This is a genomic window from Kluyvera genomosp. 3, from assembly GCF_011765685.1.
GTDB lineage: Bacteria > Pseudomonadota > Gammaproteobacteria > Enterobacterales > Enterobacteriaceae > Kluyvera > Kluyvera georgiana_A.
This window is the reverse complement of the sequence record NZ_CP050321.1, coordinates 1,037,190-1,061,435: the sequence shown is the minus strand read 5'-3', so window position 1 is coordinate 1,061,435 and position 24,246 is coordinate 1,037,190. Positions and strand designations below refer to the sequence as shown.

At 55.6% G+C, this 24,246-nt stretch carries 19 protein-coding genes; 7 read left to right on the top strand and 12 right to left on the bottom strand.

Going from position 1 to position 24,246, the window contains the following annotated elements:
• The first annotated feature begins 80 nt into the window (after nucleotides 1-80).
• On the top strand, nucleotides 81-446 hold the full coding sequence (gene queD, locus GY169_RS05015) for a 6-carboxytetrahydropterin synthase QueD (RefSeq protein ID WP_163446301.1): 366 nt from the start codon (nucleotides 81-83) through the stop codon (nucleotides 444-446).
• 165 nt (nucleotides 447-611) lie between these two features.
• Nucleotides 612-1,853, top strand: a complete 1,242-nt coding sequence (agp, locus tag GY169_RS05010) for a bifunctional glucose-1-phosphatase/inositol phosphatase (RefSeq protein ID WP_167575134.1) — start codon at nucleotides 612-614, stop codon at nucleotides 1,851-1,853.
• A gap of 84 nt (nucleotides 1,854-1,937) precedes the next feature.
• Here agp and queE read toward each other — a convergent pair whose 3' ends face one another.
• On the bottom strand, nucleotides 1,938-2,609 hold the full coding sequence (queE, locus tag GY169_RS05005) for a 7-carboxy-7-deazaguanine synthase QueE (protein WP_163446354.1): 672 nt from the start codon (nucleotides 2,607-2,609) through the stop codon (nucleotides 1,938-1,940).
• A 292-nt stretch (nucleotides 2,610-2,901) separates the two neighbouring features.
• Here queE and GY169_RS05000 point away from each other — a divergent pair, with 292 nt between their 5' ends.
• The gene (locus GY169_RS05000) at nucleotides 2,902-4,239 is read left to right on the top strand and encodes a gluconate:H+ symporter (RefSeq protein WP_167575133.1); all 1,338 of its coding nucleotides are present in this window, start codon (nucleotides 2,902-2,904) and stop codon (nucleotides 4,237-4,239) included.
• 339 nt (nucleotides 4,240-4,578) lie between these two features.
• Complete coding sequence (locus tag GY169_RS04995; protein WP_167575132.1) at nucleotides 4,579-5,688, top strand: SDR family oxidoreductase; 1,110 nt, start codon at nucleotides 4,579-4,581, stop codon at nucleotides 5,686-5,688.
• Between the two features lie 50 nt (nucleotides 5,689-5,738).
• Here the strand turns inward: GY169_RS04995 and eno are convergent, their stop codons facing one another.
• The 5 genes from eno to rlmD form a co-directional block, all read right to left on the bottom strand.
• Entirely contained in the window at nucleotides 5,739-7,037 is a 1,299-nt protein-coding gene (gene eno / locus GY169_RS04990) for a phosphopyruvate hydratase (protein ID WP_163446305.1), read from the bottom strand.
• A gap of 79 nt (nucleotides 7,038-7,116) precedes the next feature.
• On the bottom strand, nucleotides 7,117-8,754 hold the full coding sequence (gene pyrG, locus GY169_RS04985; protein ID WP_064543087.1) for a glutamine hydrolyzing CTP synthase: 1,638 nt from the start codon (nucleotides 8,752-8,754) through the stop codon (nucleotides 7,117-7,119).
• Between the two features lie 223 nt (nucleotides 8,755-8,977).
• Nucleotides 8,978-9,769 carry a nucleoside triphosphate pyrophosphohydrolase gene (mazG, locus tag GY169_RS04980; RefSeq protein WP_167575131.1) on the bottom strand — a complete coding sequence of 264 codons (792 nt, stop codon included), beginning with the start codon at nucleotides 9,767-9,769 and terminating at the stop codon, nucleotides 8,978-8,980.
• Between the two features lie 60 nt (nucleotides 9,770-9,829).
• Nucleotides 9,830-12,061 (bottom strand): GTP diphosphokinase, encoded by a 2,232-nt coding sequence (gene relA / locus GY169_RS04975; RefSeq protein ID WP_163446308.1) that lies wholly within the window; start codon nucleotides 12,059-12,061, stop codon nucleotides 9,830-9,832.
• A gap of 50 nt (nucleotides 12,062-12,111) precedes the next feature.
• Entirely contained in the window at nucleotides 12,112-13,410 is a 1,299-nt protein-coding gene (rlmD, locus tag GY169_RS04970; protein ID WP_167575130.1) for a 23S rRNA (uracil(1939)-C(5))-methyltransferase RlmD, read from the bottom strand.
• A 56-nt stretch (nucleotides 13,411-13,466) separates the two neighbouring features.
• Between rlmD and barA the strand changes: the two genes are divergently transcribed.
• Complete coding sequence (barA, locus tag GY169_RS04965) at nucleotides 13,467-16,220, top strand: two-component sensor histidine kinase BarA (protein WP_167575129.1); 2,754 nt, start codon at nucleotides 13,467-13,469, stop codon at nucleotides 16,218-16,220.
• Nucleotides 16,221-16,299: 79 nt separating this feature from the next.
• On the opposite strand, the gene GY169_RS04960 is transcribed toward barA, so the two are convergent.
• From GY169_RS04960 to syd, 6 genes are all read right to left on the bottom strand, one after another.
• Entirely contained in the window at nucleotides 16,300-17,439 is a 1,140-nt protein-coding gene (locus tag GY169_RS04960; RefSeq protein WP_167575128.1) for a glycerate kinase, read from the bottom strand.
• A 33-nt stretch (nucleotides 17,440-17,472) separates the two neighbouring features.
• Nucleotides 17,473-18,813: a glucarate dehydratase gene (gene gudD / locus GY169_RS04955; protein ID WP_163446312.1), complete on the bottom strand. Its 1,341-nt coding sequence runs from the start codon at nucleotides 18,811-18,813 to the stop codon at nucleotides 17,473-17,475.
• Between the two features lie 250 nt (nucleotides 18,814-19,063).
• Nucleotides 19,064-19,507, bottom strand: a complete 444-nt coding sequence (locus GY169_RS04950; protein ID WP_167575127.1) for a flavodoxin — start codon at nucleotides 19,505-19,507, stop codon at nucleotides 19,064-19,066.
• Nucleotides 19,508-19,522: 15 nt separating this feature from the next.
• Nucleotides 19,523-20,305, bottom strand: coding sequence for a tRNA pseudouridine(65) synthase TruC (truC, locus tag GY169_RS04945; RefSeq protein ID WP_163446314.1), 783 nt, complete (start codon nucleotides 20,303-20,305; stop codon nucleotides 19,523-19,525).
• Nucleotides 20,305-20,634, bottom strand: a complete 330-nt coding sequence (locus GY169_RS04940) for a YqcC family protein (RefSeq protein WP_167575126.1) — start codon at nucleotides 20,632-20,634, stop codon at nucleotides 20,305-20,307. The genes truC and GY169_RS04940 overlap by 1 nt, the downstream gene beginning before the upstream one ends.
• Before the next feature lie 633 nt (nucleotides 20,635-21,267).
• Nucleotides 21,268-21,813, bottom strand: a complete 546-nt coding sequence (syd, locus tag GY169_RS04935; RefSeq protein WP_167575125.1) for a SecY-interacting protein — start codon at nucleotides 21,811-21,813, stop codon at nucleotides 21,268-21,270.
• A 69-nt stretch (nucleotides 21,814-21,882) separates the two neighbouring features.
• On the opposite strand from syd, the gene queF reads away from it, so the two are divergent.
• Both queF and ppnN read left to right on the top strand, forming a co-directional pair.
• The gene (queF, locus tag GY169_RS04930; RefSeq protein WP_065358089.1) at nucleotides 21,883-22,728 is read left to right on the top strand and encodes an NADPH-dependent 7-cyano-7-deazaguanine reductase QueF; all 846 of its coding nucleotides are present in this window, start codon (nucleotides 21,883-21,885) and stop codon (nucleotides 22,726-22,728) included.
• Between the two features lie 117 nt (nucleotides 22,729-22,845).
• Nucleotides 22,846-24,210: a nucleotide 5'-monophosphate nucleosidase PpnN gene (gene ppnN, locus GY169_RS04925; protein ID WP_065358090.1), complete on the top strand. Its 1,365-nt coding sequence runs from the start codon at nucleotides 22,846-22,848 to the stop codon at nucleotides 24,208-24,210.
• Nucleotides 24,211-24,246: the final 36 nt, after the last annotated feature.

Here is a 24,246-nt window from a genome sequence, read left to right as displayed (position 1 = left end):
CCATTTGGCGGTTTTAGTTAATGCAGAAAAATGTGCATTCGGGTACTATGCGGCGTTTTTTTCCGCAAGACTGAGAGTTCATGATGTCCACCACACTGTTTAAAGATTTCACCTTCGAAGCCGCCCATCATCTGCCACATGTGCCGGAAGGGCATAAGTGCGGTCGCCTGCACGGCCACTCGTTTATGGTGCGTCTTGAGATTACCGGTGAAGTTGATCCCCATACCGGTTGGATCATGGATTTTGCCGAACTGAAAGCGGCGTTCAAACCGACCTACGATCGTCTGGATCACTACTATCTGAACGATATTCCGGGTCTGGAAAACCCGACCAGCGAAGTGCTTTCCCGCTGGATCTGGGAACAGGTTAAACCGGTTGTGCCGCTGCTGAGCGCGGTAATGGTGAAAGAAACCTGTACCGCAGGCTGCGTCTACCGCGGCGAGTAAGTCAGTCGGCAAGCGGGGAGTCGGTTCGCGTCTCCCCCGTTCCCCTTCCGTAGTCTCCTATCACATTCATTTCCCTAATCTTTCAGAATGCGGCATCCGCCCAGGAAATATGACGAAGTTCTGTCACACTCTTTGGGTTGGTTAATACATTGTGAGGAATAAGGGATGAAAAAAACGCTTCTCGCCGCTGCAATGCCGGCACTGTTATTGTTCTCAGGATTAAGCCAGGCGCAAACGCCACCCGAAGGCTATCAGCTTCAGCAGGTGCTGGTGATGAGCCGTCACAACCTGCGCGCGCCGCTGGCGACTAACGGTAGCGTGCTCGAACAGTCGACGCCAAATGCCTGGCCGGAATGGGACGTTCCCGGCGGACAGCTCACCACCAAAGGCGGCGTGCTCGAAGTCTATATGGGCCACTATATGCGTGAATGGCTGGCGCAGCAGGGAATGGTCACCAGCGGGGAATGCCCGGCGCCGGACACGGTATACGCCTATGCCAACAGCCTGCAACGCACCGTTGCCACCGCCCAGTTCTTTATTAATGGCGCCTTCCCCGGCTGCGACGTTGTCGTCCACCACCAGGAAAAAATGGGCACCATGGACCCAACCTTTAACCCGGTGATCACCGACGACTCTGCCTCATTCCGTGAGAAGGCAGTACAGGCGATGGAGAAAGCGCGGCAGGCTCAACAGCTCGACGAGAGCTATAAGCTGCTGGCGCAGATTGCCCGTTATCAGGATTCTCCTTCCTGCAAAGAGCAGCAACAGTGTTCGCTGAGCGATGCCAAAGACAGCTTTAGCGCCAACTACCAGAAGGAGCCGGGTGTTAAGGGGCCGCTGGCAATCGGTAACTCGCTGGTCGATGCGTTCACGCTGCAATATTACGAAGGGTTCCCGCTTGACCAGGTGGCCTGGGGGGAAATTAAAACCGATCAGCAGTGGCGTCTGCTGTCAAAACTTAAAAACGGCTATCAGGACAGCCTGTTCACCTCGCCAGAAGTCGCGCGCAACGTAGCAAAACCGCTGGTGAAATATATCGATAATGCGCTGGTAACCGAAGCGGCGAAAACGCCGAAAATCACGGTTCTGGTGGGTCATGACTCGAACATTGCTTCGCTGCTGACGGCGCTGGATTTCAACGCCTACACGTTGCCGGGTCAGTACGAACGCACGCCAATCGGCGGGAAAATTGTGTTCCAGCGCTGGCATGATACGCAAGCAAATCGGGATTTGATGAAGATTGAGTATGTTTATCAGAGCGCCGAGCAGTTGCGTAACGCGGATGCATTAACCCTGAAAACACCGCCGCAGCGCGTCACGCTGTCGCTAAAAGGCTGCCCGGTTGATGCGAACGGTTTCTGCCCGATGGACACCTTCTCGAAAGTTATGAACGACGCGGCGAAGTAAAGCTTAACGCCCCCGGCTGAGCGAAGCGATGCCGGGATGTTTCCGGAGGAGACGCGATGCGCCTCCTCCGGGCGGCAAATATCATCAGGCAATATTCAGATACTTGTGCGTCTGCATCGAGAGACGCCAGTTGCGCGCGATACAGGTTTCAATGCACAGACGGGTAGCATCGTCTTTCTGGCTAATCGGCTGCAAGGCAATAATCCGCGGCTTCTCGTCAGAGAGCGTCTCTAGCAGTTCGTCCAGCGCTTCAATATCGCGCACGCGGCCTACCGGATGCTTGATTTCATCGGCCCGTTCCAGCGCCTGCGACAGCACATCGTAGCCGCCGCGCATGTTCACCTTCGGCGACACGGTCACCCAGGTGTTCGGCGTGCAGCGCACTTCATGGGTACCGCTGGTTTCAATCTGGCAGCTAAAGCCATTCTGCTCAAGCAGCGCGGTAAGCGGAGTTAAGTCGTGGATGCACGGCTCACCGCCGGTAATCACCACGTGACGCGCGGTCCAGCCCTGACGGCCAATAATCGCCAGCAGATCGTCGCTGCTTGCCGCCCCCCACTTATCGCTCTCTTTGGTTTTCGCCAGGATACTGAACAGAGACACTTCCCGATCCTCGAGCTTATCCCAGGTATGTTTGGTGTCACACCAGGCACAGCCTACCGGGCATCCCTGTAAACGAATAAAGATGGCGGGGACGCCAGTAAAATAACCTTCACCCTGCAGGGTCTGAAACATCTCGTTAATCGGGTACTGCATCATCGGCTCTTCAGTAGTGGTAAACCGTCATTATTGCATATTTCGCGCCAGCGATCCCTCGCACTTCTTGCGCAACCGCACGTTGCTTTTTTGCCGACGCACTTAACGGGGCTTTTCTGTGATGTATCCAATCCTTTTGATGAAAATTAACATTTTCATTACATCGTTATTCGCCCTCTTTCACTGTTTAACATGTTGCTGCGTGATTCAAATTGGTATGACACATTTTCGTGAGTAATATCCAAAACCGGCTACATATCATACCAATTATAAATTTTGACAAGGAAAAAGGATGAACGCGTTTGCTGAAGCCCTGCCGGTGATCTGGGTCGCCCTGGGCGTTGTACTGCTACTTATTCTCAATATGAAATTTAAGATCAACGGGATGCTGGCGCTGCTGCTGGCGGCGATTTTTGTTGGCGTCTGTGAAGGATTGCCGCTGGAGGCTATCGGGAAATCGATTGAAACGGGCGTGGGCAGCACGCTGGGGCATCTGGCGTTAATCATTCTGTTCGGTGCGATCCTCGGCAAGCTGATGGTCGATTCCGGCGCGGCCCAGCGTGTCTCCTCGACTTTGCTGCAAAGCTTCGGGCCAAAAAAGGTGCAGTGGGCAATCATGGTCATTGGCCTGATATTCGGCCTGGCGATGTTTTACGAGGTTGCTTTCCTGATCCTCGCGCCGCTGGTGATCAGTATTGCTCGCGAAGCCAAAATTCCGTTCCTGAAACTCGGCATCACGATGGTCGCCGCCGCGACAACCGCGCATAGCCTGTTTCCGCCGCAGCCAGGTCCAACGGCGCTGGTTGCCGCTTTCCATGCCGATATGGGGATGGTCTACATCTACGGCGTTATCGTCGCTATTCCAACGGTCATCTGCTCGGGCATTCTGCTGCCAAAACTGCTGGGCAATCTGGAGCGCCCAATTCCACAGCTGCTGGAATCACAGAAGGTTTTTCGCGATGACGAAATGCCGTCGTTCGCCACCAGCCTGCTGGTGCCGCTCATTCCGGCAATCATCATCACCGGCGTGACCGTGATTAAGCTGTTTATCCCGGCAGGGGCCAGCGTTATCTCGTTCCTTAACTTTATCGGTAGCGCGCAGGTCAGCATGCTGATTGCCGTACTGGTCGCGCTGTATGCATTCGGTACCGCGCGCGGTAAATCGATGACCGAGGTGATGAGCTCTTACTCCACCGCCATTGAGAAAGTGGCGCTGGTCGTCTTTATCATCGGTGCAGGTGGCGCCTTTAAGCAGATCATTATGGATACCGGCGTGGGTGATTACATCGCCGATATGATGCGTACCTCTTCCGTCTCGCCGTTGATTATGGCGTGGTTTATCACTGTGCTGCTGCGACTGGCTACCGGTGCAGGTACCGTCTCAGCGATTACCGCGGCGGGGATTGTGGGGCCAATGATTACGACTTTTAATGTTGATCCGGCGTTGATGGTGCTGGCGACCGCCTCGGGAAGCAACACGCTAACCCACGTCAATGATGCCGCATTCTGGTTATTCAAAGAGTATTTTGGCCTGTCGATTAAAGACACCTTCAAAACCTGGGGACTTTTAGAATTAACTAACTCCGTTGTCGGTCTGTTAATTGTATTATTGCTCGATTTGATTATCTAAATATTTCCCAAAAAAAATTTTTCTAAACAATCCGTAGCCAAGCCCGCTACGGATTGTTTTTCTTCTTTTAGAATGGCATTTATGGTGTAACAAAAAATGTTTATTTTTACAGTTAAGATACAACTATTAATTTTATAAAACCATTAATAAGCAAAAAGTTATAATTGAAAATAAAATTTATTGAATCTTTTTAAATATCAAGATGTCAAATTCAATCCGCGCCAGTACTTAAGCTTAAAATAAGCTTAAGCTCTCCCTTTATTACCCCATTCTTTATTTAAGCGCCGTTTACTTTTCCGATCCTAGAATCCGCAAATCAACCATGACGAGACAGTATTCATGAATACATTATTAATCACGGGCGTTACCGGTTTTCTTGGCGGCGCGGCGCTGGAAGCCATTCTCAATACCCACAGCGACGTTAATTTACTGCTGTTAGTCCGTGCAGATAACGGTGAAGCCGCTGTCGCAAGGGTTAAGGAGAACTTACGTAAATTCAATATCGATGAAGAGAAGCTGGCGAAGATCGCCCCACGCCATATCCTGCTGGGTGACTTAGCCTACCCGGAGAGTTTTCTCGATGATGCGCGTCTGGACAAGGTAACCCACGTGCTGAACTGCGCCGCGGTGGCTTCCTTTGGCAACAACCCGCTGATCTGGAAGGTGAACGTAGAAGGTACGCTACAGTTTGCTCGCCGTATGGCAAAAGTGGAAGGCTTACAGCGCTTTCTACACGTCGGCACGGCAATGTCCTGCTCGCCAGAGCCGGACTCTCTGGTCGCTGAAAGCGCAGAGTTCCGCGAGCGGGCCGAACACCTGGTAGAGTACACGCATTCCAAATCGACCATCGAACAGCTGATGCAACAGCAGCTTCCAACGCTGCCCCTGATTATCGCCCGTCCTTCGATCGTTGTCGGCCATACTCGCCACGGCTGCCAGCCGTCCAGCAGCATTTTCTGGGTCTTCAGCATGGGGCTGATGCTGCAAAAATTCCTGTGCTCGATGGAAGACAGAATTGATGTGGTACCGGTGGATTACTGTGCCAACGCGCTGCTTCTGCTGCTGGATGCGCCGCTGGTACAAGGGGAAGTGATACATATCTCGGCGGGAGAAGAGAATAGCGTTCGCTTTGCCGATATTGATTATGCGATGGCGCAAGCCCTGGAGCAGGCACCGGTTGGCGACCGCTATGCGCAAGTCAGCTATGAAGCACTGGTGCAAATGCGGCGCGAACTGAAAGGTATTTTCGGCCCGTGCAACGAGCGGCTAATGTTGAAAGCGATGCGGCTGTATGGCGCTTTCGCCACGCTGAACGTGCGCTTTAGCAACGACAAGTTGCTCAGTATCGGCATGCCAAAACCACCGCGCTTTACCGACTATATTGATCGCTGCGTACAAACCACGCGTGGACTCTCGATTCCGCAGCAGATGGCGGTCGATTTTAAGTAAAAAAAATGCCAGCCCAAAGGCTGGCATTTTTATATCAGATAAAGACAGGATTACGCCTGACCTTTGATCTCTTTACGACCGTTGTACGGAGCCTGTGCACCCAGCGCTTCTTCGATACGAATCAGCTGGTTGTACTTAGCAACGCGGTCAGAACGGCTCATAGAACCAGTTTTGATCTGGCCAGCAGCGGTACCAACAGCCAGGTCAGCGATGGTAGCGTCTTCAGTTTCGCCAGAACGGTGAGAGATGACAGCGGTGTAGCCAGCGTCTTTCGCCATTTTGATCGCAGCCAGAGTTTCGGTCAGGGAACCGATCTGGTTGAATTTGATCAGGATGGAGTTAACGATGCCTTTCTCGATACCTTCTTTCAGGATCTTGGTGTTGGTTACGAACAGATCGTCACCAACCAGCTGGATTTTGTCGCCCAGAACTTTAGTCTGGTATGCGAAACCAGTCCAGTCAGACTCGTCCAGACCATCTTCGATGGAAACGATCGGGTACTGTTTGGTCAGGTCTTCCAGGAAGTGAGTGAATTCTTCAGAGGTGAACGCTTTGTTGCCTTCGCCAGCCAGAACGTATTTACCGTCTTTGTAGAATTCAGAAGCTGCACAGTCCATCGCCAGAGTGATGTCGGTGCCCAGCTCGTAGCCAGCAGCTTTAACAGCTTCAGCGATAACAGCCAGTGCTTCAGCGTTGGAACCCAGGTTCGGCGCGTAGCCGCCTTCGTCACCAACTGCAGTGTTCATACCTTTAGCTTTCAGAACTTTAGCCAGGTTGTGGAACACTTCAGAACCCATACGTACGGCTTCTTTCAGGGATTTCGCGCCAACCGGCTGAATCATGAATTCCTGAATGTCGACGTTGTTGTCAGCGTGCTCACCGCCGTTGATGATGTTCATCATCGGAACCGGCATGGAGTATTTGCCCGGAGTGCCGTTCAGTTCAGCGATGTGAGCGTACAGCGGCAGGCCTTTAGCGGCAGCAGCTGCTTTGGCGTTCGCCAGGGAAACAGCCAGGATTGCGTTCGCGCCGAAGTTGGATTTGTTCTCAGTACCGTCCAGATCGATCATGATCTTGTCGATGCCAGCCTGATCTTTAGCATCTTTACCCAGCAGAGCCTGAGCAATCGGGCCGTTAACAGCGGCAACAGCTTTCAGTACGCCTTTACCCATGAAACGGGATTTGTCGCCATCGCGCAGTTCCAGCGCTTCGCGGGAACCAGTAGAAGCACCTGACGGGGCAGCTGCCATACCGACGAAACCACCTTCCAGGTGTACTTCAGCTTCAACAGTCGGGTTACCACGGGAGTCGATGATTTCACGACCGATGATTTTAACGATTTTGGACATTAGGTTTTCCTCAGTACAAGTTAAACTAAAACTCCAGACAAACAACGCCCCTCGTGGGGCGCTGCCGTTCTAACTTTTTTTACTTCGCTTGACGCTTCTGGTACTCGCCAGCGGCTTTCACAAAGCCAGCAAACAGCGGGTGCCCATCACGCGGCGTAGAAGTAAACTCCGGATGGAACTGACAAGCAACGAACCACGGGTGATTCGGAACTTCGATGATCTCGACCAACTGATCATCACCGGAACGGCCCGCAACGCGCAGACCTGCAGCTTCAATCTGTTTCAACAACATGTTGTTGACTTCATAGCGGTGACGGTGACGTTCAACGATTGTTGGCGCGCCGTACATCTGACGAACCAGGCTGTCATCGCTAAGCTGGCACTGCTGCGCGCCAAGGCGCATGGTGCCGCCGAGGTCGCTCTTTTCAGTACGAACTTCGACATTGCCTTCTTCATCACGCCATTCAGTAATGAGCGCCACAACCGGGTACTTACAGTCTGGCACAAATTCCGTAGAGTTGGCGTTGTCCATCCCCGCAACGTTGCGCGCGAATTCGATCAGCGCAACCTGCATACCCAGGCAAATGCCCAGATAAGGAATATTATTTTCACGCGCGTAGCGTGCGGTAGCGATCTTACCTTCTACACCACGGTAGCCGAAGCCGCCAGGGATCAGGATAGCATCTAAATCTTTCAGAATTTCGACGCCGCGCGTTTCTACATCCTGCGAATCAATCAGCTTGATGTTGACGCTGACGCGGTTTTTCAGGCCACCGTGTTTCAGCGCTTCAATAACCGATTTGTAGGCGTCCGGCAGTTCAATGTACTTGCCGACCATACCAATGGTCACTTCGCCTGCCGGGTTCGCTTCTTCGTAAATAACCTGTTCCCATTCGGACAGATTCGCTTCCGGGCAGTTCAAGCTGAATCGTTTACAAATATAATCGTCCAGCCCCTGAGATTTCAACAGGCCTGGAATTTTATAAATGGAATCGACATCTTTCATCGAAATAACCGCTTTTTCTGGCACATTACAGAACAATGCAATTTTTGCACGTTCATTTGCCGGAATCGCGCGATCGGAGCGGCAGACCAGGATATCTGGCTGAATACCGATGGACAGCAGTTCTTTAACGGAGTGCTGAGTCGGTTTGGTTTTCACTTCACCGGCAGCTGCCATATAAGGCACCAGCGTCAGGTGCATGAACAGCGCGTTCTCACGACCGATATCCACCGCTAATTGACGAATCGCTTCCAGGAACGGCAGAGATTCGATATCGCCGACGGTGCCGCCGATTTCAACCAGCACCACATCATGGCCTTCGCCACCGGCAAGCACGCGCTCTTTGATCGCGTTAGTGATATGCGGGATAACCTGTACGGTCGCGCCCAGATAGTCGCCACGGCGCTCTTTGCGCAGGACGTCTGAGTAAATACGGCCAGTAGTGAAGTTGTTACGGCGAGTCATTTTGGTGCGGATGAAACGCTCGTAGTGACCCAGGTCCAGGTCGGTTTCAGCGCCGTCTTCGGTAACGAACACTTCCCCGTGTTGGATCGGGCTCATGGTACCAGGATCGACGTTGATATACGGATCCAGTTTCATCATGGTGACGTTAAGGCCACGGGCTTCAAGAATGGCTGCCAGGGAGGCTGCGGCAATGCCTTTACCCAGAGAGGATACGACCCCGCCGGTCACAAAAATATAGTTCGTTGTCATGCTGAACCTGAGAAGTTAGGGTGAAACGATGGAATAACCAAGACGGGAAAGTAGTATACCCGAACATGGCGAGCGCCACAAACTTTCATTCTCGCTCCTCAATCGCCGCAGAAACAAACATGGGGAGTGAGAAAATAGCCCCTTTTGGGTAAATGTTTTTGACGCAAATCAAGCGCTTGTCATTTAAGATTTCGCACTTTTCGCCCTTTCCCGCAAAAATTCTTTAGAGATCATGTTCCTGCTGTTTTACCTGTTGCCAAACTTCTTCCATCAAATCCAGGTCTACGCCGGTCATTTCCAGGCCTCGCTCAGCGACAATTCGCTCAACCTCGCGGAAACGACGCTCAAATTTTTCATTCGCTTTTTGCAGCGCGGTCTCGGCTTTGACGCCTAAATGACGTGAAAGATTGACGGTGGCGAACAGCAGGTCGCCCATTTCCTCTTCCAGTCTAGCTTCATCGACAACCGCCTGCCTGGCTTCGTCCATGACTTCATCAATTTCTTCGTACACTTTATCCAGCACCGGGCCCAGCGTCGTCCAGTCAAAACCCACCGCCGAACAGCGTTTCTGGATTTTGTGTGCCCGCATCAGCGCCGGGAAAGCGCGCGGAATGTCATCCAGCGCGGAGTGCTGCGCTTTTTCAGCGCGTTCGGCGGTTTTGATCTGCTCCCAGCGGGCCAGCACTTCCTGACTATTGCCGGCATTTGCATCGCCGAAGATGTGCGGGTGGCGACGTTCCAGCTTGTCGCTGATGGCGGCGCAAATGTCGTTGAAATCAAAGCGCCCTTCTTCCTGAGCCATCTGGGCGTAGAACACCACCTGGAACAGCAGGTCGCCAAGTTCACCGCGCAGGTCGTCAAAATCTTCGCGAGCGATGGCATCGAGTACTTCGTAGGTTTCTTCCAGCGTGTAGGGGGCGATGGAGCTGAACGTCTGCTCTTTATCCCACGGGCAGCCGTTTTCCGGGTCACGCAGGCGCTGCATAATACCGAGCAGTCGGTCGATTTGAGTCATGGTGTTTCCTTGCAAAAATAGAGCGTTACCCTCTCCCAACAGGGAGAGGGTAAGGGGAAATTAACCGCCGTGCAGTCGACGCGCGTCGATCACGTCCGGCACCTGGTTCAGCTTGCCAAGCACACGGCCCAGCACCTGCAGGTTGTAGATTTCAATGGTCATGTCGATGGTCGCCATCTGCTGCTTGGTATCGCTGCGGCTGGCTACGCCCAGAACGTTGACCTTTTCGTTGGCGAGAATGGTGGTGATATCGCGCAGCAGGCCGCTGCGGTCGTTAGCCTGCACGCGCACCACCAGCGAGTAACCCGCCGAGTAGCTTTCGCCCCACACCGCATCAACGATACGTTCCGGCGCGTGCGATTGCAGCTCCGCCAACTGTTCACAGTCCGCACGGTGCACCGAAATGCCGCGCCCCTGAGTAATGAAACCGACAATTTCATCGCCAGGAATCGGCTGGCAGCAACGGGCAATGTGGTGCATCAGGTTGCCAACACCTTCAACCACCACGCGACCGTTGTCTTTGCTGCGGTTTTGCGGCGTGTAAGATTTCTGCTGCAGCTGTTTAAGCGCGGCGGCATCCTGTTCAGCGGCGCTCGGTTTATTGAACTGCGCCTGCAGGAAATTCACCATCTGATTGAGGCGAATATCACCGCCGCCAATCGCCGCCAGCAGCTCTTCCACGTCGTTAAAGTTGTAGCGCGGCAGCAGGTGCTTTTCGGCTTCTTTAAGGCTGATGCCCAGATGTTCCAGCTCGTCGTCGAGGATCTGCCGCCCGGCCAGCACGTTCTTGTCTTTATCCTGTTTACGGAACCAGGCGTGGATTTTCGAACGCCCGCGGCTGGTTGTCACATAGCCCAGGTTCGGGTTCAGCCAGTCGCGGCTTGGGTTCGGCTGCTTCTGGGTGATGATTTCAATCTGGTCGCCCATCTGCAGTTGATAGGTGAACGGCACGATGCGCCCGCCGATCTTCGCGCCGATGCAGCGGTGTCCGACATCGCTGTGAATGTGGTAGGCAAAGTCCAGCGGCGTGGAGCCAGCCGGCAGATCCACCACGTCGCCTTTCGGCGTAAACACGTAGACGCGGTCATCAAAGACCTGGCTGCGCACTTCGTCGAGCATTTCGCCCGAATCGGCCATCTCTTCCTGCCACGCAATCAGCTTACGCAGCCAGGCGATACGATCTTCGTGGCCGGAGCGCGCGCCGCTGGCGGTACCTTCTTTGTACTTCCAGTGCGCGGCGACGCCCAGCTCGGCATCTTCGTGCATCTGTTTAGTACGAATCTGGATCTCAACCGTTTTGCCGCCAGGCCCCAGCACCACGGTATGGATGGACTGATAGCCGTTCGGTTTCGGGTTGGCGACGTAGTCGTCGAACTCATCCGGCAGGTGGCGATAGTGAGTGTGTACTATCCCCAGCGCGGCATAGCAATCCTGCAGGCGCTCGGCGACGATACGCACCGCACGCACGTCAAACAACTCATCGAACGCGAGATGTTTTTTCTGCATTTTGCGCCAGATGCTGTAGATATGCTTCGGACGGCCGTAAACCTCGGCTTTTACCCCTTCGGTTTTCATTTCACTGCGCAGGTGGCCGACGAAGTCATTGATGTAATGCTCACGGTCAATACGACGCTCGTGCAGCAGTTTGGCAATACGTTTGTATTCCGCCGGGTGCAGGTAGCGGAAGCAGTAATCTTCCAGCTCCCATTTGAGCTGGCCAATGCCGAGACGGTTCGCGAGCGGCGCGTAGATGTTGGTACACTCTTTCGCCGCCAGCACGCGCTCATCTTCCGGCGCATCCTTCACCTCACGCAGGTGGGCAATACGCTCGGCGAGCTTGATGACCACGCAGCGGAAATCGTCGACCATCGCCAGCAGCATGCGACGGACGTTGTCTACCTGTTCGGAGGAGACCGCGTCAGTATGGGTGGCCTTCAGTTGGCGGATGGCCGCCATGTCGCGCACGCCGTGAATCAGCGTCACTACCGACTGCCCGGCGCTCTCGCTGAGCACCTCTTCGCTGACCACGTTAGCGTCGACTAACGGGAACAACAGCGCCGCGCGTAGCGTGTCGTTATCCATACTCAGCGTCGAGAGGATTTCAACCATCTCAACCCCGCGCCACAGCATCAGCTCGGCGTCATCACGCCCAACGGTTTGGCGGCGACAGTAATCCCAGGTCTCGGCTAAGCGTTCACACGACTGCTGGCTGGAAATTCCCAGACTTGCGATCCATTTCTGTGGGTCAAACTCACCAGCTTTATTGAGATGTGCACTTCTTACCGCAACCATTGTCCTCTCCTTTCAGGGACCGGCCTGTCGAAGTCGACAAGCCACCGTTATTACCTACGCTCAAACAGCACCATAGATTCCTGGTGCCCAGTGTGCGGGAACATATCCAGCATTGCCAGACGCTGAATTTGGTAACCCGCATTCAGCAACGCCTCGCTATCGCGCGCCAGCGTCGCCGGATTGCAGGAGACATACACCACCCGCGTCGGCGCTAATTTTATAACATGCTGCATCACGCCCGGTGCGCCAGCACGAGCAGGATCGAGTAAAACTTTGTCAAAACCGTGTTTCGCCCATGCCTGAAGTGTTACATCATCTTCCAGATTCTCGTGGAAGAAGGTGACATTTTGCAGGTGGTTGAGTTCGGCATTCTCGCGCCCTTTCGCTACCAGCGCAGGTACGCCTTCAACGCCAACCACGCTGGCCGCGCGTTTGGCCAGCGGTAGCGTAAAGTTGCCCATTCCGCAGAATAGATCCAGCACCCGGTCAGTAGGCTGCACGTCCAGCCATGCCAGCGCCGTCGCCACCATCTGCTGATTTACGCCGTCGTTTACCTGAATAAAATCGCGCGGGCTGAAGGTTAAGCGTAGCCCGTCTGAGGAATACCAGGGAGCATCACCGGTAACGCGTTCAAGTATCTCGCTTTCCGGTGCCAGATACAGCGCCACGCCGGAAGAATGCGAAAAGCGTTCCAGTTTTTCTTTATCTTCGCCGTTAAGCGCCGCCGTATGGCGTAGCACCATCAGCGGCCCGTTATCGGCGCTGACCAGCTCCACATGCCCCAAATGACGCAGGCCTTGCAGGCTGCTCAGGCATTCACGCACAGCGGGTAGCAACGCCTCAAGATTGGGCACTAAAACAGGGCATTGCACCACATCGATGATATCGTTCGAGTTGGCCTTGCGAAAACCCATCTGCAAGCGTTGGGTTTTTGGCTGATAATTCAAGCTTAAGCGCGCGCGGCGGCGGTATCCCCAGGCTTCCCCGGCGATAACCTCCTCAACTTCGCGATTCATTAAACGATTCAGCGCCGCACGTTTGCTGCGCTGTTGTAGTGCAACCGACGCATGCTGCTGCTGGCAGCCACCGCAAACGCCAAAGTGCGGGCAGCGCGGTTCAACGCGCTCCGGGCTGTCGCTCAGACGGCGTTTTACCTGGCCACGTGCATACTGTTTTTTGTCTTCCGTCAGGGTAATTTCCGCGCGCTCTTCCGGCAATAACCCATTGATGAATAATGCTTTACCGTTGTGGCGCGCCACACCTTGCCCGAAGGGATCAAGACTGCTGACTGTCACGGTTATGATCTGGCGCGTCGTCACGCGCCGTTTTGCAGAGTAGAATTGCGCCATCGTAGAGATTTTTCTCAATCAAATATATTGCACTGATTCTCCCACAACGGACCTCCATGACCAACTACAGCCTGCGTGCAAGAATGATGATTTTGATCCTGGCGCCGACCGTATTAATCGGTTTGCTGCTCAGCATCTTCTTCGTCGTCCACCGCTATAACGACCTGCAGCGTCAACTGGAAGACGCCGGCGCCAGCATTATCGAGCCGCTTGCCGTCTCCAGCGAATACGGTATGAATTTGCAAAACCGTGAGTCGATCGGCCAGTTGATAAGCGTGCTGCACCGTCGCCACTCCGATATCGTACGGGCGATCTCCGTCTATGACGAACACAATAAGCTGTTCGTCACCTCAAACTATCAACTGGATCCTGGCGAGCTGCAGCTGCCGCGCGGCATGCCCTTCCCGCGAAGGCTGAGCGTGACGCGCCACGGCGATATCATGATCCTACGCACGCCGATTATCTCCGAGCACTACTCGCCGGATGAATCACCGCAGTCGGACGCCAAAACGCCGGTCAATATGCTCGGCTATGTAGCGCTGGAGCTGGATCTCAAGTCGGTCAGGCTTCAGCAATATAAAGAGATCTTTATCTCCAGCGTGATGATGCTGTTCTGCATCGGTATTGCGCTGATCTTCGGCTGGCGGTTAATGCAGGATGTCACCGGGCCAATTCGCAACATGGTGAACACCGTTGACCGGATCCGCCGCGGGCAGCTCGACAGCCGCGTTGAGGGCTTTATGCTCGGCGAGCTGGATATGCTGAAAAACGGCATCAACTCGATGGCCATGTCGCTGGCCGCTTATCACGAGGAGATGCAACATAACGTCGACCAGGCCACTTCGGACCTGCGTGAGACGCTCGAACAGATGGAGATCCAAAACGTTGAACTGGATCTCGCCAAGAAGCGCGCCCAGGAAGCGGCGCGCATCAAGTCTGAGTTCCTCGCCAACATGTCGCACGAGCTACGTACACCGCTCAACGGCGTGATTGGCTTTACCCGCCTGACGTTGAAAACCGAGCTCAATCCGACCCAGCGCGACCACCTCAATACCATCGAGCGTTCGGCCAACAACCTGCTGGCGATCATCAACGATGTGCTCGACTTCTCCAAGCTGGAAGCGGGCAAGCTGTTGCTGGAGAGCATTCCGTTCCCGCTGCGCAGTTCGCTGGATGAAGTGGTCACGCTGCTGGCGCATTCGGCGCACGATAAAGGGCTTGAGCTGACGCTGAACATTAAAAATGACGTGCCGGACAACGTCATCGGCGACCCGCTGCGTCTGCAGCAGGTCATTACCAATCTGGTCGGCAATGCCATCAAGTTCACCGAAAACGGCAACATTGACGTGCTGGTAGAACAGCGCGCCGTCAGCAATAACAAGGTACAAATTGAAGTCCAGATTCGCGATACCGGCATCGGTATTCCGGAGCGCGATCAGTCCCGTTTGTTCCAGGCCTTCCGCCAGGCCGATGCCAGCATCTCCCGACGCCACGGCGGCACCGGGCTGGGGCTGGTGATCACGCAAAAACTGGTGCGCGAGATGGGCGGCGATATCTCCTTCCACAGCCAGCCCAACCGTGGTTCAACGTTCTGGTTCAATATCAACCTCGATCTCAATCCGAACGTCATTTCTGAAGGGCCGGATACCAGCAGCCTGCAAGGCAAGCGTATCGCCTACGTGGAGGCCAATGCCGCCGCCGCGCAGGCGACGCTGGATATGCTGGCGACAACGCCGCTCGAGGTCGTCTATGCGGTGAGTATTGCCGCGCTGCCCACCGAGTTTTACGACATTCTGCTGGTTGCCGTACCGGTTTCGGTGCGCGACCTCAGCATTCACCGCGATAAGCTGAGTACCGCGCTCGGCATGACCAACCATCTGGTGCTGGCGCTGCCGTGTCACGCCCAGGTTGACGCCGAGTCGCTGAAACAAAACGGTGCGGCTGCCTGCCTGTTGAAGCCTTTGACCATTACTCGTCTGCTGCCGGTGCTGCAGGAATTCAGCCGCAGCACGCCCACACAGGTGGCCGTCCCGGTGACCGAGCATCGCCTGCCGATGACGGTGATGGCGGTGGACGATAACCCGGCAAACCTGAAACTGATTGGCGCGCTGTTGGACGATCAGGTACAGCACGTTGAGCTGTGCGAAAGCGGACAGCAGGCGATTGAGTGCGCTAAGCAGATGAAATTCGACCTGATTCTGATGGATATCCAGATGCCGGATATCGACGGTATTCGCGCCTGTGAGCTGATTCGTCAGCTTCCGCATCAGCAGCAAACGCCGGTGATTGCGGTCACCGCCCACGCCCTTGCCGGGCAAAAAGAGAAGCTGCTGACCGCCGGCATGAACGACTATCTGGCGAAGCCAATTGAAGAGAGCCGTCTGCACGACCTGCTGCTGCGCTATAAGCCAGGCGTCATTACGCCGCCGCGTCCCGCGCAGTCCGCGCCGGTGGAACCGCCGATCGATCTGAACGCCACGCTGGACTGGCAGTTGGCGCTACGCCAGGCCGCCTATAAGCCGGATCTGGCGCGGGAGATGCTACAAATGCTGATCGCCTTCCTGCCGGAGGTGCGCAATAAGGTGGAGGAGCAGTTGGTCGGCGAAGAGCCGGAGAATCTGGTCGATGCCATTCACAAACTGCACGGCAGCTGCGGCTACAGCGGCGTACCGCGCCTTAAACATCTGTGCCAGCTGATTGAAAGCCAGCTGCGTAGCGGCACCCCGGCGGAGGAGCTGGAGCCGGAGCTGCTGGAACTGCTGGATGAAATGGATAATGTGACGCGGGAAACGAAGAAAATGCTGGGCTAGCCCAAACCTGTAGGCCGGATAAGCGAAGCGCCATCAGGCTTGTGTGTGATTGCCGGATGGCGGCGTTGCCTTATCCGGCCTACAGCGACTGTCCCACTTTTATCGTCGCCGCGATATTCCGCGCGGCCATACGAACATTCGCCCCGGCTTCCGCCAGCGCTTCGTCAAGCGAACAGATCCGATGCAGCACGCTAAACACCGCATCCAGCCCATGCTGATGTACAACACCCACATCAGCCGTCAGGCTACCGGCAATGCCAATCACCGGAATCTGATAACGTTTGGCGACCCGCGCCACGCCTACCGGCACCTTGCCGTGGATCGTCTGGCTATCGATACGCCCTTCCCCGGTAATCACCAGATCCGCATCGGCCACCAGCGCATCCAGGTGCAGCGCATCGGTCACAATATCAATGCCCGGTCTCAGGTGTGCGCCGCAAAATGCGTACAGCGCCGCCCCCAGCCCTCCGGCTGCACCGCCGCCTTCCAGCGTCAGCACATCAAGACCTAAATCTTGCGCAATTTGCCCGGCATAGTGCGCCAATGCGCGGTCGAGCTGCACAACCATCTCTGGCGTCGCGCCTTTCTGCGGCCCAAATACCGCCGACGCCCCTTCATCACCGACCAGCGGGTTCGTCACATCACAGGCAACATCAATGCGGCATTGCGCCAGGCGCGGATCCAGACCGCTGATGTCAATCGTTACCAGCGTCGACAGCCCCGCGCCACCGGGCGCAATCGGCTGGCCGTCAGCGGTCAGCAGTTGCGCGCCAAGCGCCTGCACCATGCCTGCGCCGCCGTCGTTGGTGGCGCTACCGCCAATGCCGATAATCATCCGCGTCACGCCAAGATCCAGCGCATGGCGAATCAGCTCTCCGGTGCCCCACGAGGTTGTTTTTAGCGGGTTACGCGCGGCGGGAGGTAAAAGCTCCAGCCCGCTGGCCGCCGCCATTTCAATAAATGCGCAGGATTCATCGCCGGAGATGCCATAAAAGCCCTGCACTGGCTCACCGAGCGGGCCAGTCACCTCAACCTCAACCACCCGCCCTTGTGTTGCCGCCACCATGGCCTCGACGGTCCCTTCTCCGCCGTCGGCAACCGGAAGCTTGATGTACTCGGCGTCCGGGTAGATCTCGCGAAATCCCGCTTCAATCGCACTGGCGACCTCGAGGGCGCTCAGGCTTTCCTTGTATGAGTCCGGGGCAATCACAATCTTCATAAGCTGTCCTTGTGCGAAGTGGCGGCAGTAAGCTTAGCGCACCATACAGGGGCGTTTGTTATCAAATGTCCAGTTTGGGATCAGGTACTGCATTCCCATGGCATCATCACGCGCCCCCAGGCCGTATTGTTGATACAGCGCGTTGGCCTGCATCACCTGGTCCATATCCAGCTCAACGCCCAGCCCCGGTGTATCAGGCACTTGCACCTTACCGTTTTTAATTTCAAACGGCGCTTTGGTCAGGCGCTGATTACCTTCCTGCCAGATCCAGTGGGTATCAATGGCGGTAATTTTTCCCGGCGCAGCGGCGGCGACGTGAGTGAACATCGCCAGCGAAATATCGAAGTGGTTATTGGAGTGCGAGCCCCAGGTCAGGCCGAATTCATGGCACAACTGCGCCACGCGTACCGAGCCTTGCATGGTCCAGAAGTGCGGATCCGCCAGCGGAATATCCACCGATTGCAGCGCCAGCGTATGCCCCATCTGCCGCCAGTCGGTGGCAATCATGTTGGTGGCGGTCGGCAGGCCGGTCGCGCGGCGGAATTCCGCCATTACTTCTCGGCCGGAGAAGCCCTGCTCGGCGCCGCACGGATCTTCAGCATAGGCCAGCGTCCCTTTCAGGTACTTACCGATTTTGATCGCTTCATCGAGTGACCATGCGCCGTTCGGATCCAGCGTTACACGCGCCTGCGGGAAACGTTTTGCCAGCGCGACGATCGATTCCGCCTCTTCTTCGCCCGCCATCACGCCGCCCTTCAGTTTGAAGTCGTTAAAACCGTATTTTTCATACGCGGCCTCCGCCAGACGTACAACGGCATCCGGGGTCATCGCCTCGTCGTGGCGCAGGCGGTACCAGTCGCACTGCTCATCCGGCTGGCTCTGATACGGCAGCGGCGTCGCCTTGCGGTTGCCGATGAAGAACAGATAGCCAAGCATTTCCACTTCACTACGTTGTTGACCCTCGCCAAGCAGCGAGGCCACATTCACTCCCAAATGCTGGCCCAGCAAGTCAAGCATCGCCGATTCAATGGCGGTCACAACATGAATCGTGGTGCGTAAGTCGAAGGTTTGCAGGCCGCGCCCGCTGGCATCGCGGTCGGCAAAAGCCGCACGCACGCGGTTCAGGACGTTTTTGTACTCGCCGAGCGTTTTCCCCACCACCAGCGGGATAGATTCTTCCAGGGTGGCGCGAATCTTTTCGCCGCCGGGAATCTCCCCCACGCCCTTGTGCCCGGCATTATCCTGAATTATCACGATATTTCGGGTAAAGAACGGCGCATGTGCCCCGCTCAGGTTCATCAGCATGCTGTCGCGTCCGGCAACGGGAATCACCTGCATGGACGTAACAACGGGCGTGGAAGTGTGAATGGTCATGGTTAAATCCTTGTCTACTGGGTCGACGGCCGTAAACAGAGCACGGGTATTAACATGCCCAGCCCGACGCGTCAGGAGCGAGAAATCTGGCAATCGTTATTATTATGGCTAACAACAGTATAGAAACAGGCGTGCGGCAGCTCATCGTGCAAATGCACAATATTAACGGGGAATATTATTCAACGATGTGGTAAATGAACAAATAGCAGCCGGTGCGACGACGCCGCACCGGAAAGAGGATAAACCTTGCTTATTTAAGCAGCGTTGCCCACTGCTCGACCCATGGATTGGAGACGCTCTCCGGTTCCGGGTCTTCGGAGGCATCGATCATCAGCATCTCGCCAATCCGCTGAGCGCCCTGTTCCTGCAACAGCGCGTCAAAGCGCTTGCCGCCGCCGCAGAAGTTCGCGTATGTGCTATCGCCCAGCGCGATAATACCGTAGCGCAGATGCGGCTGGTACATATCCTGGAGATCGTTAAACAGCGGCACGATACTATCCGGCAGGTCACCCTGACCGGTGGTGGAGGTCACCACCAGCGCGTATTTACCGGTGTAGCTTTCCCAATCCGCCACCGTCGGGTCTTCAAAGACTTTCGCCTGATGCCCGAGACCGCCGAGAATGGTTTGCGCTTCTTCCGCCACCAGCAGCGAATTGCCGTACATGGTGCCGACAAAAATCCCTACTTCAGCCATGATTTAACTCCCTGTTTACTTCTGGATAGCTTCATCCTGACCGCAGTCGGCGACAAACTCAACCCTTTCATTCTCAGGGAGAAGCCCGCGCCAGCCGAAATGTGATAAAGCCTGCATCCAGACGTCGTCGAGCCCAGCGCGAATCGTCAGCGGTTCGCCGGTAAACGGATGGGTCATCGAGAGTTCGCTGGCGTGCAGCATCAGGCGGTTGCAGCCGAAATGCTCCGCCGCGCTGCGGTTCTGGCGCAGGTCGCCATGCTTGCTGTCGCCAATAATCGGATGACGCAGATGTGCCAGATGGCGGCGCAGCTGGTGTTTGCGGCCGGTTTGTGGGTCCAGCTCTACCAGGCCGTAGCGCGTGGTCGGGTAGCGGCCCGTCGCGACCGGCATTTCCACCGTCGCCATTCCCCGGTAGTGAGTGACCGCTGGCTGTGGATCCTTATTCTCACGGGCAAACTTGTCGGCGATTTTATCCAGCTCTTCCACCAGCGGGTAGTCCAGCACCGCTTCATCAGTCAGCCAGCCGCGCACGATGGCGTGGTAGCGCTTGTGAATTTGATGCTGTTCGAACTGCTGCGCCAGCAGCCGTCCGGCTTCGCTGGACAACCCCATCAGCAGCACGCCGGAGGTCGGACGGTCGAGGCGATGGGCGGTAAAGACGTGCTGGCCAATCTGGTCACGTACCGTCTGCATCACCACCACTTTTTCATCGCGATCGAGCCAGCTGCGATGCACCAACCAGCCTGACGGTTTGTTCACCGCCACCAACCACTCGTCCTGGTAGATAATTTCCAGCATCAGTGGGGATCGCTCGTAAAGAAGGCATCCAGCTGCTCAAGCGGCGGCAGGATAATCGCGCGCAGCGGATGCGCAGCGTCGAGCGCCATTTCGTAATACGGCGCGATGGCAAAATCTTTTGGCAGCGGCATTTCGCTATCCAGCAGCTGATGCATGCGCGGGATCAGCACCCACTGGAGCCACTCCAGCGGCTCCAGGGTGTCCATGCAGAACGGCTGTTCGCTGGCAAAGGCGCTTTCGTGCGGCGCCGTCTCCTGCCAGTGCTGATGCTGACGCAGCAGCGTTTCAATAAGCAGTAGTTGGTCGCGTAGGCTGTCGTGGCGTGTCATGGAAACCTCTGAGGAATGAAAATCGCGCGCAGGATACCACTAGTTGGCGGGAAACAAAAAAAAGGGGGCACTGTAAAAACAGTGCCCCCGGTTCGTTTCGCAGCAATCCAGCTACTTTTAGTGCTCCCTGCTCGTCCGTGACAACTTTTCCTGTGGTCTCCTGACCAGTTCGTCCCTAAACGGTTGCTTCCTGCATCACACCACCCCGATGTGATTTCACCCAATCCTTGAGTGTGTCCTGATCTTCCTGATCCACCAGATATCCTGTCTGGCTCTCGTTCTCCGTCCTGGAGGTGTCCTTTAACGCGTTCCTGCGCTATCCTTTTGCTTCATCCTGAAGCCTTTCCTTGAATCACCTTCCCGGTGTGTCCTATGAAGCGTCATCATCCTGATGTTCACTTCATTGTGCGACTCCCTGTCGACGTAGATAGAATCCGCTATTTCGCTTCGTCTTACAAGCGCCCCTCAGACAATCCCTTAAGGCTTACACGCAAGAAAATCACCTTATAGAACAATTATCATATTGATATAAAACGAAATTACTAAAACATAGGGATAAGAGTCTTACTTATAATCTGGCGATCTCTCACAGTGCGTGTAAGAGATCTCTCACAAAGGGATGGGCAAACTGTCTTACAGAATAGGCTCAAGTTGAGTCAGGAAACTCGCAAGGGAGGAGGCCAGAGGCAGGCGATTGCGCGTTCCGAGCGTCTCTTTGACCACTTCACCGGTCACGTTACAGACGGAAATCACGTCAAGTTCGCTGTCCAGCGTGGCGATAAACAGCGTCGGCGACAACTTCAGGCGCTTCTGCGTGACCAGGTGACCAATCAGGTTTTCCTGCACGCGACGGAAGTCATCGGGGCTCCACACCTGCAGCAGCGTCAGGGCATCGCCCATGAAAAGCGCTTGCATATCACCCGCATACTGAGTGGTATAATAGGTGTGAATGGGTTGTTGTACCACAATATCCATTGCCCGTTCAACGCCATTTACATTCGGTTCACCGTCAAAATCCCGCGGTTGCCAGAAGACCGCGTCGCCGCTCGTCGAAACCTGGCATGGTGACGGGATGCCGTAAAGCTCTTCGCTGCGCGGCAGGCTGTTATAGGTGCGCTGCCAGGCATCGCAATAGCGTTGGGTAAAGGCGTGTAATGCGTCTGCAGTCTGCTGATCCACGAATTTCTCTCTTCAGGTTAGCCAGGATACACTAGAAGCCATAGTGTACCTGCTTTATAACGGTGAAACATGTCTTCTTATGATAACCATCAGGCGCTTGCCGGCCTGACGCTCGGTAAAACCACAGATTACCGCGATACCTACGACGCCAGCCTGCTACAGGGCGTTCCGCGCAGCCTGAACCGCGATCCGCTCGGGCTGCACGCCGATTCCCTGCCCTTCCACGGCGCGGATATCTGGACGCTGTACGAGCTTTCCTGGCTCAACGCCAAAGGGCTACCGCAGGTGGCGGTCGGCCACGTCGAGCTGAGCCACGACACGGTGAACCTGGTCGAGTCAAAGAGCTTTAAGCTTTACCTCAACAGCTTCAACCAGACGCGTTTCGCCCGTTGGGAAGACGTGCAGGAAACGCTGCAACGCGACCTGAGCGCCTGCGCCGAGGGCAACGTGACGGTGGCCCTCTACCGCCTTGATGAGATTGAAGGCCAGCCGATTGCCCATTTCCATGGCAGCTGTATTGATGACCAGGATATCGAGATTGATAACTACCAGTTCAACGCCGACTACCTCGACGGCGCAGCCGGCCAGAAAGTGGTGCAGGAAACGCTGGTCAGCCATCTGTTGAAATCAAACTGTCTGATCACCCACCAGCCGGACTGGGGTTCTGTACAAATTCAGTACCGTGGCCCACAGATCGACCGGGAAAAGCTGCTGCGCTATCTGGTCTCTTTCCGCCATCACAACGAGTTCCACGAGCAGTGCGTCGAGCGTATCTTCAACGATATTCTGCGCTTCTGCGCGCCGGAGAGCCTGAGCGTCTACGCGCGATACACTCGCCGCGGCGGGCTGGATATCAACCCGTGGCGGGCAAACGGTGAATTTGTACCGGCAATTGGCCGTCTGGTGCGCCAGTAAGCTGAACAATTTCTCAATAATGCGCACATTGTTCCGCGACTGAGGTTGTAGTAAACAAGCCTGCGAGGCTATTGTAATCACTAAGGAAGACGATTTTCGTCCCGTTAAGGAGTCCACTTGATTACACATATTAGCCCGCTTGGCTCAATGGATATGTTGTCGCAGCTGGAAGTCGACATGCTTAAACGCACGGCCAGCACCGACCTGTATCAATTGTTCCGCAACTGCTCATTGGCCGTACTGAACTCAGGCAGCCTGACCGATAACAGTAAAGAGCTGCTGTCCCGCTTCGAAAGCTTTGATATTAACGTGCTGCGCCGCGAACGCGGCGTTAAGCTCGAACTGATTAATCCGCCGGAAGAGGCGTTCGTCGACGGACGCATTATCCGCTCGCTCCAGGCCAACCTGTTCGCCGTGCTGCGCGATATTCTGTTCGTTTACGGGCAGATTCATAACACCGTACGCTTCCCGAATCTCGATCTGGAAAGCTCCGCCCATATCACCAACCTGGTGTTCTCCATTCTGCGCAACGCGCGCGCGCTGCACGTGGGCGAAGCGCCGAGCATGGTGGTGTGCTGGGGCGGTCACTCGATCAACGAAAACGAGTACCTCTACGCGCGTCGCGTGGGTAACCAGCTTGGCCTGCGTGAGTTAAACATCTGCACCGGCTGCGGTCCTGGCGCGATGGAAGCGCCAATGAAGGGCGCCGCGGTCGGCCATGCGCAGCAGCGCTACAAAGAAGGGCGCTTTATCGGCATGACCGAACCGTCGATTATTGCCGCTGAGCCGCCAAACCCGCTGGTGAACGAACTGATCATCATGCCGGATATCGAAAAGCGCCTGGAAGCGTTTGTCCGTATCGCTCACGGCATCATTATCTTCCCGGGCGGCGTAGGTACTGCGGAAGAACTGCTGTATCTGCTGGGTATCCTGATGAACCCGGCGAATAAAGACCAGGTGCTGCCGCTTATCCTCACCGGCCCGAAAGAGAGCGCCGACTACTTCCGCGTGCTCGACGAGTTCGTGGTGCATACGCTGGGCGAAGGCGCGCGTCGCCACTATAAGATCATCATTGATGATGAAGTGGAAGTGGCGCGCCAGATGAAAAAAGCGATGCCGCTGGTGAAAGAAAACCGCCGCGATACCGGCGACGCCTACAGCTTCAACTGGTCGATGCGCATTGCGCCAGACCTGCAAATGCCGTTTGAGCCGTCGCACGAGAACATGGCAAACCTCAAGCTTTATCCGGATCAACCGGTTGAAGTGCTGGCCGCAGACCTGCGCCGCGCCTTCTCTGGCATCGTGGCGGGTAACGTGAAGGAAGTGGGTATTCGCGCTATCGAAGAGTTTGGCCCGTACAAAATTCACGGCGATAAAGAGATGATGCGCCGCATGGATGAACTGCTACAGGGCTTCGTGGCGCAACACCGCATGAAGCTACCAGGCTCCGCCTACATTCCTTGCTACGAAATCTGCGCCTGACCCACAGACGCAGCGTATTTCACTTCTCTACCGGCG

Excerpts from the sequence above, each read along its gene's own strand:
- gudD (WP_163446312.1), bottom strand. The coding sequence starts at position 18,813 with ATGACCATTCACACTTCCACGCCCGTTGTTACGTCCATGCAGGTGATT.
- agp (WP_167575134.1), top strand. The coding sequence starts at position 612 with ATGAAAAAAACGCTTCTCGCCGCTGCAATGCCGGCACTGTTATTGTTC.
- rlmD (WP_167575130.1), bottom strand. The coding sequence starts at position 13,410 with ATGGCGCAATTCTACTCTGCAAAACGGCGCGTGACGACGCGCCAGATC.
- GY169_RS05000 (WP_167575133.1), top strand. The coding sequence starts at position 2,902 with ATGAACGCGTTTGCTGAAGCCCTGCCGGTGATCTGGGTCGCCCTGGGC.
- queD (WP_163446301.1), top strand. The coding sequence starts at position 81 with ATGATGTCCACCACACTGTTTAAAGATTTCACCTTCGAAGCCGCCCAT.
- queE (WP_163446354.1), bottom strand. The coding sequence starts at position 2,609 with ATGCAGTACCCGATTAACGAGATGTTTCAGACCCTGCAGGGTGAAGGT.
- mazG (WP_167575131.1), bottom strand. The coding sequence starts at position 9,769 with ATGACTCAAATCGACCGACTGCTCGGTATTATGCAGCGCCTGCGTGAC.
- GY169_RS04950 (WP_167575127.1), bottom strand. The coding sequence starts at position 19,507 with ATGGCTGAAGTAGGGATTTTTGTCGGCACCATGTACGGCAATTCGCTG.
- truC (WP_163446314.1), bottom strand. The coding sequence starts at position 20,305 with ATGCTGGAAATTATCTACCAGGACGAGTGGTTGGTGGCGGTGAACAAA.
- GY169_RS04995 (WP_167575132.1), top strand. The coding sequence starts at position 4,579 with ATGAATACATTATTAATCACGGGCGTTACCGGTTTTCTTGGCGGCGCG.
- relA (WP_163446308.1), bottom strand. The coding sequence starts at position 12,061 with ATGGTTGCGGTAAGAAGTGCACATCTCAATAAAGCTGGTGAGTTTGAC.
- pyrG (WP_064543087.1), bottom strand. The coding sequence starts at position 8,754 with ATGACAACGAACTATATTTTTGTGACCGGCGGGGTCGTATCCTCTCTG.
- barA (WP_167575129.1), top strand. The coding sequence starts at position 13,467 with ATGACCAACTACAGCCTGCGTGCAAGAATGATGATTTTGATCCTGGCG.
- eno (WP_163446305.1), bottom strand. The coding sequence starts at position 7,037 with ATGTCCAAAATCGTTAAAATCATCGGTCGTGAAATCATCGACTCCCGT.
- GY169_RS04940 (WP_167575126.1), bottom strand. The coding sequence starts at position 20,634 with ATGACACGCCACGACAGCCTACGCGACCAACTACTGCTTATTGAAACG.
- GY169_RS04960 (WP_167575128.1), bottom strand. The coding sequence starts at position 17,439 with ATGAAGATTGTGATTGCCCCGGACTCATACAAGGAAAGCCTGAGCGCC.
- queF (WP_065358089.1), top strand. The coding sequence starts at position 21,883 with ATGTCTTCTTATGATAACCATCAGGCGCTTGCCGGCCTGACGCTCGGT.